We start from the raw sequence: 12,157 nt of genomic DNA on the forward strand, positions 1-12,157 counted from the left end.
TTCTCCTGGGGGGCACGAGCGGTTGTGGTATCAGCGGTTAGGCGGCGCGGAGCCGGCGGTCCGGATGCGGACGCCCGGTCACGAACTCCACCAGCTCGTGCACGTCGGTGCTGGAGGTGTAGGCCGCGCGCACCATACGGGCGGACTTCTTGGTTTCCTGCTTGAGGTAGCCGACGCCGTCGAACTCTTCGGTGGCCGGAATCTGGTCGGCAATCGCGCCGTTCTCCCGGGCACCCTCCCCCAGCAGCATGTCCGGCTGCGTGGCCGAGTTGACCCGCAGACAGATCTTGTTCGGGATCAGGTCCCGGAAAGGCAGCACGTCCTTGTTCGGGTCCACCGAGGTGATGATCATCGCGTGATGGGTGGTGCGGCCCATCGACACCACCTTGGAGATGAACGCGTTGATGTGGCCGGCCTCCAACGACGTGGTGAACGCGGTCAGCGACGCGACCTCATCGACGATCATCAGGTTGAGCGGAAACTCCTTGGAGATCGGCGCTTCCCGCACACCCATGCGGCTCATGCGCATCTGGGTGTCTTCCATGTCGGCGATGTAGCGCTCCATGAGCGGCGGGATGTCGGTGTCTCCGGTGTCCTCGTCCTTGGTGCCGTCCGCATACCGGCCGCCCAGCATCGGCACCAGCTGCTTGAACTCCAGCTTCTTCGGGTCGATCACCCACAGCTTGACCAGCCCGTCACGGATCATTGGCGCGAGCGAGCGCAGCGGGGCGAACACCCAGGAGTTCTTGCCCGACCCGGTCGCGCCGCCGATCAACAGGAACGACTGCTTGCCGACCAGCGACAGGTAGACGGGCTGCCCGAACTCGTCCTCACCCACGTACAGCCGGGCCGGATCCACCTCACGGGAATCCTGCGGCATCTCCGGGGCGGGAATGGTCTCGGTGAACGGCATCGACCGCTGCACGATCATCGCGATCCGGCCGCGCTGAAGCGGCTCGAACGCCACCCGCTCCACCCGCAGCGACGCCGCGATCTGCTCGCCGCGTTCGGTGAACGTGCGCAGCGACTGGCCGCGCACCGGAGCCAGGTGCACCACATCCACATGCTGGCTGCGGCACCGGATCGACACGACCCGGGGGTACTGGACGATGCCCTTGCGGCGGTGCTCCTTGTCCAACCCGACCGAGTCGCACAGGTCCCGCCACCGCACACCCACGTAGTCCTGTGTCCAGCGGCGGCGCAGCGCCCGCAGCACCGGGGCCACGTGCACGTCGAAGGTGTCCGGGTGCGCCCGGTAGTGCACGCCCAATCCGGTGAGCACGCCACCGACCACACTGGCCGTGATCGTCGGGGCCACCACCGCACCGGCCGCCAGCGCCGTGGGAATCGTGACCATCTCGGGGTGCCGCGCCGACCAGCGCAGCGCCCGCCACTCCACGCCCGCCGACCGCTTCGAGCCAGCCACGTTCACGTTGGTGTTGTTCCGCTTGCTCATGATCAGCATCCTTTCTACGCGTGTCCTATGTGGAGTCGTCACGCTCCCGCCGACCCACCACCCACCGCGAGGGCAGGTGATGAGCCAGCGCCAACATGCGACCTACGCCGGTAGGGGCTATTCGGTGACCCGCGCCCGCGCCCACCGCAGCTCGGTGTGCAGGTCCGCGACCAGCCGGGCCAACAGCTTGTGTTGCGCCCGCAGCGAGCCCTTCTTGTCCGGCATCCCGCGCACCGCGCGGTTGAGGTTCATCATGGACTGGGCCATCCCCTGAATTTCGATGTCGATCAGCGCCATGTCACACCGTCCATTCCGTCGTCGTCAGCTCCGTCTCACGCTTCTTGCACTCTTCGGTGAAGTCGACCAAGCCCGCGCGGATCATCCCGATCCGCTTCAGCAACTCGTCCGGCGTGGCCATCTTGTAGGTGCGGCCCTTCTTCCCCTTGTCCATGGCCTTGATGTGCTTCTCCACCCGGGGCAGCGTGCCGACCAGCACCTCCACGCAGGTCACCAGTTCCCCGTACTTCCGCTTGGCCCGCTCGTTGACAGCGGTGGCCACAACACCACTCACACTCGCCATGGTCAGTTCTCCTCATCCTGTTGAGCACTCGCGAAGTCGAGCGCGATAACTCCTTCGTAGGTCAGCACGAGAGGCGCGCCCAGGACCGTCGAACCATCGACCTTTAAGAGCTGATACGGCTTGTCCTTCTCGACCAAGCCCTTCCGCAGCAGCAAGGTCGCAAGGAACGTGCGGTAGACCGGCGCAACCTCCGCCGTCCGGCAATCTTCGTTCAACAGCAGCAGCCGCGACCCACCCATGAAGTACCAATCCTTGCGCACCTCAGCCAGGAAGTCCCTTTCCGAGTCCGTAATCCGATCGCCGAACGAGGTCTCACTCCTGGTCATGCCGCTCCCTTCCCCTTGCCATGCAACGGCTTGAGCGCCTTCCAGCGAACCAACTGGTTCCGGGTCGCCCTAGGCACCAGGACCGATTGACAGGGCTTGCGCCCGTGACGGGTGTCCATCCACTTCTGTGCGCCGACCTTGAGCAGCGACGAGCGGATCAGGTCGTGCACCACGGCCGCCTCCCAGAAGATGCACGGCGTCAGACGCTTGTCCTCCCGCAACCGGTGGGGCTGACCGGTCGGGCCGACCAGTACGTACCCGTCGTCGCCCATAGCCCGCTCCAACACCTTGATCACGGTGTCCATGTTGTTGCCCGGCTTGACCTTCGGGGCTGGAGCAGGCGCAGGCTGGGCCGGCAGCTCATTGCCGAACAGGTCCTCACTCACCGCGATCACCCCTCATCGAGTCGCACACCGCGTTCGCCCACTCGATCAGCGTCGGGTCGTCCATCTCCAGCACCGACACGGCCAAAGCCACTTCCTGCAGCGCCGTCGCCCTGCCTTGCTTGCTGCGCATGAGTTCCGGCCAACCGTCGACGACGCGACCCAGCGCCGACCGCAAGTAGCCCCGGGCGAAGTGCGTTGCCTCGTTGGCGTCGTTGACGATCACGCCGCATCACCGCCGTAGGGCCACAACTGCGACCAGTCCACCGAGTCGACGTCGCCGTAGACCGAGGGCGGCGACACCGCCGGCATGTCCCGCGTCCACTCATCGGTCAGGCCATCGACCACACGCAGCGCGAGCCGGCCTGACGTAGCGCCCATGCACTGCGCTGCCGACACCGTGCGGCCGGCGACCACCTTGTTACCCCACACGGTCGTCAACGTCCCAGCGACCGCGTACGGGCCCTTACCCTTGCGTCGTGCCATGGTTGTGCTCTCCCTTGTTGTCACGGAAACCACGGCGCGACCCCCACCAATGTTGGCTGGGGATCCACCGTCACTCCCGGCACCCACACGGGGCGTCCGAGCGAGCACCACGCCGGCCTCTGACGAAGCGACCGGGGGTACCTGGCATCTGCTCACGTGGCCGATTCAGGCATGGCTCTATCCACTGTGGAATTGACTGAAGAACACGCAGTCGCGATCCGGGTCGCCAACCAGGGCGATTACGGCGTCTGTGCCCACCGGCTTTCGCTGCCTACCGTGCCCGTGGCCCGACTCGAACAGGCCGCCCCACCAACTTCTCTTGGGGGCACGGGCGAAAGCTTGTTACGCCGCCATCTGCGGTGACGCCGCGACCAGCGACAGGGAGTCGATCCGCCACGCGAAGTCAGCGCCCCGCAGGTGCCCCATCCGGGCGCAGTCGCTGTCAGTGACCTTGCTGGTCTTCAGCGTGACCCGCACGCCGTTCAGAGCGACCATCGCGCCCTGCGTCACCCCCGGAGCGGGCTCGGCCAGCAGGTCAGCACGGATCGGGATCGGCAGCGGCGACCAGTCGCTGTCCGGACGGGGCCGCTCCATCAGGACCAGGTCCACCGTGTACTTGATCGCCTTGGTCTGCCAGTCCTTCATGGGCTCGCTGTTGCCCTGCTCGTCCGGGCGCGTCATGGCCATCTTCGGGGCCTGGGCAACGATCACCGTGTACTCGCTCATGTCCACCATCAACTTGGGGGCCTGTGCCATCTCTGATCAGCTCCTCTAGACCGGCTCGATTAGAACTAGCTCTATTAGACATCTCGCCTGCTAGTCTGTCAATAGAGCTAGTTCTATCGACCCAACTGGCCGTGTTTCCGCAGGTAGAGATAGACTTATCGGATCATGAGGAGGTGAGATGAGCACGGGCTACCGAGAGCTTGCAGACGAGCTACGCGATGCCATCCGGCGAGGGGTGTACCCGCCCGGAACGACGCTGCCCAAGCAGGAGGAGCTAGCGGCGGAGCATGGCGTCAACATCAACACCGTGCGGAAGGCAGTTGCCAGCCTAGAAGCCGAAGGACTTGTAACCCCAGTTCGGCGTCGCGGCACCGTGGTACGCGAACGACCGCCGATGAAGCGTCTCGGCATCGAGCGGTACGCCAAGAGCAAGTGGAAGTACGGACTGGTGGCCTTCGCGGCCGACCGAGAAGCCTCGGGCCGCGACTGGAAGCGCGGCGACCAGACCAACAAGGTCCGCAAGGTCCGCGCGGACAGCAAGGTTGCCGAGGCGTTGAGCATGAAGCCTGGCGATGTCGTCTACGAACGCGCGCGGCTCGTCAAGGACGGCGACACGCCGACCCACACGCTCACTAGCTACTACAACCCTGCACACGTAGAAGGCACGCCGCTGGTTGACCCGAAGCCAGGGCCAGCAACTCCGGGTGGCGGCTTCGCCGTCCTCACCTTGCAGGGGTTCGAGCCTGACCACATGGTTGAGAGCTTTCACGCGAGGATGCCCGAGCGGGAGGAGATCGAGACGCTTGCCCTACCTGCCGGCGAACCCGTGATGATCCTCGAACGTCGTACGTTCACCAAGGACGGTACGCCGATCGAGTTCGCTCTCGGGGTCCACGCTGCCAGCAGGTTCGAGTGGTCGTACAGCTTCCAGCTTCCAGAGTGAGATCGAAGGTGAGTGCGCTGCACCCCAACATCATCCCAGGTGAGCACCGAGCGGATGTCTTGACGTTGTGGAACTACCACGACATGAAGCACCAGGTGCGGCCCGCAGATATCGCGATCGGTCTCGGTAGTCATGACATCGGAGTAGCTGTTCGGGCCGTCGAACTCTTCAAGGACAAGACAGTGCCGCGTCTCCTCTTCACAGGTGCCAACGCCCCGACGACCATCGAGCGGTTCCCGCGAGGCGAAGCGGTCCACTACCGCGAGTACGCCTTGACGCATGGCGTGCCCGACGAAGCCATTCTGATCGAGACTGCCGCCACGAATACTGCCGAGAACTTCCAACTCAGCAAGGAGGTTCTGCGGCAGCACAGAGTCGAGCCATCCTCAGCCATACTGATCTCTCGCCCGTACCAGGAACGCCGATCGTTCGCCACCTGCAAGAAGCTATGGCCTGAACTCGATGTCGTTTGCACCTCCTACCGACCTCCGATTGACGAGTACGTCGCCGGCATCGGCGATGCGCAGTTCGTGATCAACATGCTCGTCGGCGACACCCAGCGGATCAAGATCTTCGCCGACGCCGGGTACGCCATACCGCAAGACGTGCCCGATGACGTTCAAGCCGCTTACGTCCGTCTCGTCGAGGCTGGTTACACGAGCAGGCTCATCCGCTGACCGGGTTAGGTGCCGAGAATGCCAATCAAAGTCCGTGACATGATCAAGGAGATTGAGGCTGACGGGTGGTACCACGTGCGCACCGCCGGCAGCCACAGGCACTACAAGCACGCCACCAAACCGGGTATCGTGACCGTCGCAGGCAAGCCCAGCTCGGACATCCCAACCGGGACCGAGCGGAACATCCGGAAGCAGGCAGGACTGTGAAGGGAGCCACGGTGAGCACCTACGCCATCGTGATCGAGAAGGGCGAGACCGGGACCTTCGGTGCCTACAGCCCCGACCTTCCCGGGTGCGTCGCCGTCGGCGAGACCGAGGAAGAGACCTTGCAGCTCATGCGCGAGGCCATGACCGAGCACCTAGCGCTGCTCCGCGCAGAAGGCGACGTGATCCCCGAGTCGCACACTGTCAGCGCCACCACGTTCACGATCGCTGCCTAGCCCTCGCTGCCAGCGATCAAACCCTGTGCTCCCTTGTGGACACGGGGTTTTTCTTTGCCTGCTTGGCGGTGCGCCGAACCGACCGTGCGCAAAGTTTCTTCTCTCTATCAAGGCGGCGGCCTGGCGGCCGCCGCTGGCCCGTCCATGCCCTCCCCCACCGCGAAGCCCTTAACCGCCCCCAGCCCTGAACAACACCGTGGGCAAGCGCGGCGGCCTATCCCCTACGGGCTGCGCCCTCCGGGGGCCACCGCGCGCCCACGGCGAAGGAAGGGGCTGGGGCAACGCGGTGGGGCCATGACGGCCCAGCGACGACCACCATTCCACCGCGCTTCGCGGTGACGACGAGCACTGTCCTCGCCGGACGGGCAGACCTCCAGGATGACCCCAGCGACCACAAGTAGCCGCGGTTCGGGTGGAGCAGCTGGGCGTGCCATCCCATCGGCCTCCACGAGGGCAATCACGAGCGTCAAGGGGGCCGTCAGCGCCGCCGGTTGCCGATCCACGGTCAGCAGCCCCCTTGACCCTCGTGATCGGGCACAGCCAGGCCGACGGGATGACACGGAGCCTCTCCTGTGTGGAGGTGATCGTGGGGACTCGGCCCGGGCGCAGTGGCAAGCCGGCTCCCGCTGTGGTCCTGGCGCCCGCCTGCCGCGCCCATGGACAGCTCAACGCCTTGACGGCGTCGACCAGCCCACAGGCTTGCCCCTTGACCCTTGTGGTCAGGTAGGTGGGCGCAGCCATGGGACCAGAGACAATCATTTGACCCTAAACAAAAAATTTCATGCACCCCAGTACGCCACACCCTTAGCAAGTTGAAGCGCACCATGACCCACCAAATCCCCAGGTCAGAGCACCAGAGCACCAGAGTTGACTATCGGCCACGACTGGCGTAACGTAACCATGGATTGAAAAAGCGGTGACGCACGCCCTGGACACGGTATCGCCAGGGCGTGTACGTTGCGTTCGCATGACCAACGACCGACGCCGGGAGCTGCTGAAGTTGCTCCGCATGATCCTCACCGACTGGCGTGCAACTTTGCGTGCGGCATTCTTGATCAGCATCACTGTCGCAAGCCTGGCCGCGCTGCTACAGACCCTCCCGCCCGATCTCGCCGTTGCACTGCTCGGCCATAGTCGTTGATCACCAGACACGCGCTTCGTCACCGCGCGGGACGAGCAGGCCAGCGAAGCAACTGAACACGTCGCCCCCACGTTTACCCCCAACAAACGACGACAACCAACCACGTCCAGCGACGTCCGGCGACCATTTGCTTTCGCATACCACGCAGCTCACGGCAGGCGATAACAACCAATCACCACTGTCGACAGGGGCGGACCTCTGACCAGCGGGTTCGGGGTTCGAGTCCCTGGCGGCGCACAATACAGAATCTATCCCACCCGCCGGTGCGGGTGGGATCTTTCGTTCCTGGCCGTCCATTGTGGACAAGTGGTAGTTCCTGCGCCGACACCTACGCTGCTCCGGTGGGCCCAAAGCGGTGGAGATGGCCATGGCGGAGTCGACCCTCGTGCTGACGACGGCCAACGGCACTCACCGCGCCGGCCACACCGGGCCGCAATGTCAGCCCTGCTTGTCACACGGCGGCTTCGGGGCGGCGCGAAATCCTGGCGAGCCCGAGGGGCCGTTGGGTGGCCCCTGTGCGGACATCCCCATCCGGCCTAGCATCGGTGGCCGTTTGGAACCATCTCCATAACGGAAAGGCGGCCGCCCTCGATGCTCCCCATGATCACGCGGCTCGCCGCGGCGGCCCCTGCCGCCGCCCTGCTACTGGCCACAGCCACCGCCCCGGCCTCCGCCGCCCCGGCGGGAGTCCATTGCAGCGGCGGCACGCTGCACGGCACCCTGACCCCTGGAATAAGCCACGCTCCCACGAACCAGACACTGCTGGCGGAAGCGACCGGAGCCAACTGCCACATGGTGGACCTCCCGGCGACGCCCGCCCTCGTGCGGTTCACCATCAACGCCAGCGGCAACGGCGAATGTGTCCCTGACTTCGGTATCACCAACCTGCAGGCAACCGCCGCCATCACCATCACCGTCCACAGCCTGCCGACGACGAACCATTTCAGCGGCGCGGGAAGCATGACAGCCAGCGGCGTCGTCTTCCAAGGCTTCGTCACCGACGGCCCGCACGCCGATCAGCAGGTGAACATGAGCGCACGCATACCGGACGCGGCACTCCTGGACGGAGGCATAGCGTGCTTACTCGGCGGCTTCAAGGATTTCACCGCCGCCATCGGCGACATCGCCATCGGCTGACCAACTGGCGCAAGGACGGCCACGGTGGCGGCGTGTTCCGTGCCCGGCATGCCGGTTCGGGTCAGGTACACCTCCGCCCCCTGTCCATGACGGCTGTTCCCCGCGACCGAGGGAGGTTTTCTCCTCGTGCAGTGGTTTCGTCGCGACATCCTGCGCCGCACCGGCGTGGTGGCCCTCGCGGTCCTCGCGTCGCTGCTGGCGACAACACCCGCGCCGGCCCATGAGACCGAGCCCAGCTGTCAGGACCTCGACATCCCGGTGTCCGTGCCCCTGCTCGGCCACCAGGTCATGCACGGCAGGCTGTGCGGGCCGCCGGGCGCCCGGACCGTGCAGGTGCTGGTGCCCGGCGCCACCTACAACAGCTCGTACTGGGACATCAGGCTCACGCCCGAGATCCACTCCTACCAGCTGGCGATGAGTCGGACCGGCTACGCCACCTTTGCCGTGGACCGACTGGGCACCGGCGGCAGTTCTCGGCCGATAGGCGTGCTGCTGACCTCCACCGGCCAGGCCTCCGCGGTGCACCAGGTGATTCAGGCACTGCGGTCCGGCTCCGGGGGACCGCGGTTCGACAAGGTGATCCTTGGCGGGCACTCGCAAGGATCCGCGACCGTCATCCTCGAGGCCGGCACCTACCACGACGCCGACGCCGTGCTGATCACCGGATTGACCCACCACCCGAACCCGGTGAACGCACTGGTCATCGCCGCCTCGCTGATCCCGGCCCCGCAGGACCCGGCGCTGGCCGGGCGGGGCCTGGACGCCAGCTACGTGACCACCAGGCCCGGCACCCGCTACGCGGCGTTCTTCAGGCCGGCGCCGCCGGACCCGGCGGTCGAGGCCTACGACGAAGCCACCAAGGACGTCATCGCAGTCGGAGAGGTGCTGGACGCCGCCGCGCTGGGGGTCCTGCTCCCGTACTCGCGGAAGATCACCGTGCCGGTCATGCTCGTCGTGGCCGATCACGACGGCCCCTTCTGCGGCTGGCCCCTCGGCGCGGACTGTTCCTCGACCGAGGCACTGCTCCGGTCGGAGTCGCCGTACTACTCCGCGGCCGCGAACCTGCACACCTTCGTGCTGCCCGGCTATGGCCACTCGATCAACTACGCGCCCAACGCCCCCGACTACTTCCGGGCGGTCGCGCAGTGGGCCGACCGCGTGACCGGCCGTTGACGTCGACCCAGTCACGGGACCGTCGCGACGGTCGCCCACCTGGGCCGAACCCGTGAACCGCGACCGGAACTGACACGCGAGCCGAGCAGGACGATCGGGGTCGGGGCCGTGCACACGCCGATCCTCACGTCGGCAGTCGAGTGCGTCCGTGGTTTGCCGCCGACGGCGGGCGGGCAGCCACCGCTCGTGCGGAAGAGTCTGCTCATTCCGGTGTGCCTGTTGCTCGCTGGTTGCTCGAGCCCGGCTGTGATCTTCCCGATCGGAGCGCAACCTGCCGGCGTGAACACCCAGCACACCGCGGAACTGGACGTGGTCAGTGGCGCGAGCTCGGTGCTCGTGCGCTCGGCGAAGCTGGGTGCCGCGTTGTACCGGACCCAGGATCCGGCCCAGGTCGAGGTGCAGGGCGACGTGGTACGGGTGTCGGTGCGGTCGAGCGGCCCGGGCAACGTGGTCATCGACCTGAACTCTGCCGTGATGTGGCGGATCGCCCTGGACGGCGGGGCCACCGAGGAGAACGTCGACATGTCCGGCGGCCGGCTCTCCGAACTCGACCTGGGCGCCGGGGCCGACCGGATCACCGCGGTGCTGCCACCGCCGCGGGACACCGTGCCGGTGCGGATGACCGGCGGCGCGTCCAGCTTCGAGGTCCGACTGCCCGGTCAGGTCGAGGCGCGGGTGCTGTTCGCCGGCGGTGCCGGGGAGGCCATCATCGACGGCACGGTGCACACCGGCATCGCGGGCTCCACCGCGCTGGCCACACCGGGCTGGAACACCGCGGCCAACCGGTACTCGGTGGAGAACGCGGCCGGCCTCTCGTCGTTCACCCTGGACCGGACCTGACCCGACGTGGTCACGCCACTCGGGGCGTGTAACTTTCACCATTCGCGCATCTGTCCTTTGTGGACCCGGGTCGGCGGCTTTGAGGTGGCAAGGCCGCCTGGCCCGACGTCCGGATCCCCCGGCGCCCGGACACCTTGATTGACAACTCTTCTCTGAGCAGCCGAGGCTGACGCGGCGCAATGTTAACGGTAACAGTCGTCTCGCTCGCGGGAATGCCGATCTAGCCGTGCAACGGCGGGAGCAACCGGAAGTGGACCTGCGGCTGACGGGGAGAAGGTCGTCATGAACAGAAGAAGTATCAGCCGCAGGAGCCGATCCTTGATCGCCGTGCTCGCCGCCGCGGCGATGGTCGCGGTGGGGGTGACGGTGGGGGCCAGCCCGGCCCTGGCCGACGTCACCGGCGCACTGCGCGGTGTCGGTTCGGGTCGGTGCCTGGATGTGCCGAACGCCAGCCAGACCGACGGCACCTACCTGCAGATCTATGACTGCTCGAGCGGTGCCGGCCAGCAGTGGACGTCGACGGCCGGCGGCCAGTTGACGGTGTACGGCAACAAGTGCCTGGACGTGCCCGGCAACGCGACCACCGCCGGCACCCGGGTGCAGATCTGGACCTGCAACGGCGGGACCAACCAGCAGTGGCGGGTGAACGCCGACGGCACGGTGGTCGGGGTGCAGTCCGGGCTCTGCCTGGATGTCACGGGCGCCGGTACGGCCAACGGCACCGGCGTGGAGATCTGGACGTGCAACGGCGGCAGCAACCAGAAGTGGACGGGCCTGTCGACCACGCCGCCCGGGGGAGGCGGCAGCTGCTCTCTTCCGTCCACGTACCACTGGACGTCGACGGGTGCGTTGGCGACGCCGCAGCACGGCTGGGTCTCGCTCAAGGACTTCACCAACGTCGTCTACAACGGCAAGCACCTGGTCTACGCGTCGAACGTCTCGGGATCGTCGTACGGCTCGATGGCCTTCAGTCCCTTCACGAACTGGTCCGACATGGCCTCGGCCGGCCAGACCGGGATGAGCCAGTCCACGGTGGCGCCCACGCTGTTCTACTTCGCACCGAAGAACATCTGGGTGCTGGCGTACCAGTGGGGCGCTTGGCCCTTCATCTACCGCACGTCGAGCGACCCGACCAACCCCAACGGGTGGTCCTCGCCGCAGCCGCTGTTCACGGGCAGCATCTCCGGCTCCGGAACCGGCCCGATCGACCAGACCCTGATCGGTGACGGCACGAACATGTACCTGTTCTTCGCCGGTGACAACGGCAAGATCTACCGGGCCAGCATGCCGATCGGGAACTTCCCGGGCAACTTCGGCTCGTCGTACACGCAGATCATGAGCGACTCGACGGCCAACCTGTTCGAGGCGGTCCAGGTCTACAAGGTCCAGGGCCAGAACCAGTACCTCATGATCGTCGAGGCGATGGGCGCCAACGGGCGGTACTTCCGGTCGTTCACGGCCAACAGCCTGAGCGGTTCGTGGACCCCGCAGGCCAGCAGCGAGAGCAACCCCTTCGCGGGCAAGGCCAACAGCGGCGCCAGCTGGACCAACGACATCAGCCACGGTGACCTGGTCCGCAACAACCCGGACCAGACCATGACCATCGACCCCTGCAACCTGCAGTTCCTCTACCAGGGCAAGTCGCCCAACGCCGGCGGCCCCTACGACCAGCTGCCGTGGCGGCCGGGTCTGCTGACGCTGCAGCACTAGCCGGCTCCACCTGACCGACACCTGCCTCCGGGAGGAACCCCAGCCGCCGACCGGCTGGGGTTCCTCCCGGCCGGCGTGTTGGCGGCTCCTTCTCCTTGCGGCGCCCGGCACCGAGCGACAGCCCAGTGGACGCCGCGGT

17 protein-coding genes are annotated in these 12,157 nt (G+C 66.4%); 9 read left to right on the forward strand and 8 right to left on the reverse strand.

The features are described 5' to 3' along the window. Positions 1 to 37: 37 nt before the first annotated feature. The 8 genes from BJ998_RS10930 to BJ998_RS10965 all read right to left on the reverse strand — a co-directional run bounded on the left by BJ998_RS10930 (position 38) and on the right by BJ998_RS10965 (position 3,987). Positions 38 to 1,456, reverse strand: coding sequence for an FtsK/SpoIIIE domain-containing protein (locus BJ998_RS10930; RefSeq protein WP_184860846.1), 1,419 nt, complete (start codon positions 1,454 to 1,456; stop codon positions 38 to 40). A 117-nt stretch (positions 1,457 to 1,573) separates the two neighbouring features. Then, positions 1,574 to 1,753 carry a hypothetical protein gene (locus BJ998_RS10935; protein WP_184860848.1) on the reverse strand — a complete coding sequence of 60 codons (180 nt, stop codon included), beginning with the start codon at positions 1,751 to 1,753 and terminating at the stop codon, positions 1,574 to 1,576. A gap of 1 nt (position 1,754) precedes the next feature. Beyond that, complete coding sequence (locus BJ998_RS10940; RefSeq protein WP_184860850.1) at positions 1,755 to 2,036, reverse strand: hypothetical protein; 282 nt, start codon at positions 2,034 to 2,036, stop codon at positions 1,755 to 1,757. 2 nt (positions 2,037 to 2,038) lie between these two features. Then, a complete protein-coding gene (locus BJ998_RS10945) occupies positions 2,039 to 2,362 on the reverse strand; it encodes a hypothetical protein (protein ID WP_184860852.1) in 324 nt (107 codons plus the stop codon). Next, positions 2,359 to 2,748 carry a hypothetical protein gene (locus tag BJ998_RS10950; protein WP_184860854.1) on the reverse strand — a complete coding sequence of 130 codons (390 nt, stop codon included), beginning with the start codon at positions 2,746 to 2,748 and terminating at the stop codon, positions 2,359 to 2,361. Before BJ998_RS10950 ends, BJ998_RS10945 begins: the two co-directional genes overlap by 4 nt. Further along, entirely contained in the window at positions 2,741 to 2,971 is a 231-nt protein-coding gene (locus tag BJ998_RS10955; protein WP_184860856.1) for a hypothetical protein, read from the reverse strand. Before BJ998_RS10955 ends, BJ998_RS10950 begins: the two co-directional genes overlap by 8 nt. Next, positions 2,968 to 3,231: a hypothetical protein gene (locus BJ998_RS10960; RefSeq protein WP_184860858.1), complete on the reverse strand. Its 264-nt coding sequence runs from the start codon at positions 3,229 to 3,231 to the stop codon at positions 2,968 to 2,970. The genes BJ998_RS10955 and BJ998_RS10960 overlap by 4 nt, the downstream gene beginning before the upstream one ends. Positions 3,232 to 3,573: 342 nt before the next feature. After that, positions 3,574 to 3,987: a hypothetical protein gene (locus BJ998_RS10965; RefSeq protein ID WP_184860860.1), complete on the reverse strand. Its 414-nt coding sequence runs from the start codon at positions 3,985 to 3,987 to the stop codon at positions 3,574 to 3,576. A gap of 148 nt (positions 3,988 to 4,135) precedes the next feature. Here BJ998_RS10965 and BJ998_RS10970 point away from each other — a divergent pair, with 148 nt between their 5' ends. From BJ998_RS10970 to BJ998_RS11010, 9 genes are all read left to right on the forward strand, one after another. Next, positions 4,136 to 4,900, forward strand: coding sequence for a GntR family transcriptional regulator (locus tag BJ998_RS10970; RefSeq protein ID WP_184860861.1), 765 nt, complete (start codon positions 4,136 to 4,138; stop codon positions 4,898 to 4,900). Between the two features lie 83 nt (positions 4,901 to 4,983). Further along, complete coding sequence (locus BJ998_RS10975) at positions 4,984 to 5,577, forward strand: YdcF family protein (protein ID WP_184868580.1); 594 nt, start codon at positions 4,984 to 4,986, stop codon at positions 5,575 to 5,577. A 39-nt stretch (positions 5,578 to 5,616) separates the two neighbouring features. Then, positions 5,617 to 5,784 (forward strand): type II toxin-antitoxin system HicA family toxin, encoded by a 168-nt coding sequence (locus BJ998_RS10980; protein WP_246488567.1) that lies wholly within the window; start codon positions 5,617 to 5,619, stop codon positions 5,782 to 5,784. Between the two features lie 11 nt (positions 5,785 to 5,795). Further along, positions 5,796 to 6,017: a type II toxin-antitoxin system HicB family antitoxin gene (locus BJ998_RS10985; RefSeq protein WP_184860863.1), complete on the forward strand. Its 222-nt coding sequence runs from the start codon at positions 5,796 to 5,798 to the stop codon at positions 6,015 to 6,017. Positions 6,018 to 6,984: 967 nt separating this feature from the next. After that, positions 6,985 to 7,158, forward strand: a complete 174-nt coding sequence (locus tag BJ998_RS10990) for a hypothetical protein (RefSeq protein WP_184860864.1) — start codon at positions 6,985 to 6,987, stop codon at positions 7,156 to 7,158. A gap of 600 nt (positions 7,159 to 7,758) precedes the next feature. Next, the gene (locus BJ998_RS10995) at positions 7,759 to 8,295 is read left to right on the forward strand and encodes a hypothetical protein (RefSeq protein ID WP_184860865.1); all 537 of its coding nucleotides are present in this window, start codon (positions 7,759 to 7,761) and stop codon (positions 8,293 to 8,295) included. 126 nt (positions 8,296 to 8,421) lie between these two features. Further along, positions 8,422 to 9,468: an alpha/beta hydrolase gene (locus tag BJ998_RS11000; RefSeq protein ID WP_312890042.1), complete on the forward strand. Its 1,047-nt coding sequence runs from the start codon at positions 8,422 to 8,424 to the stop codon at positions 9,466 to 9,468. A gap of 279 nt (positions 9,469 to 9,747) precedes the next feature. Beyond that, positions 9,748 to 10,308 (forward strand): hypothetical protein, encoded by a 561-nt coding sequence (locus BJ998_RS11005; protein WP_184860866.1) that lies wholly within the window; start codon positions 9,748 to 9,750, stop codon positions 10,306 to 10,308. A gap of 282 nt (positions 10,309 to 10,590) precedes the next feature. Then, positions 10,591 to 12,018: a non-reducing end alpha-L-arabinofuranosidase family hydrolase gene (locus BJ998_RS11010; RefSeq protein WP_184860867.1), complete on the forward strand. Its 1,428-nt coding sequence runs from the start codon at positions 10,591 to 10,593 to the stop codon at positions 12,016 to 12,018. Positions 12,019 to 12,157: the final 139 nt, after the last annotated feature.

Source organism: Kutzneria kofuensis, assembly GCF_014203355.1.
GTDB lineage: Bacteria > Actinomycetota > Actinomycetes > Mycobacteriales > Pseudonocardiaceae > Kutzneria > Kutzneria kofuensis.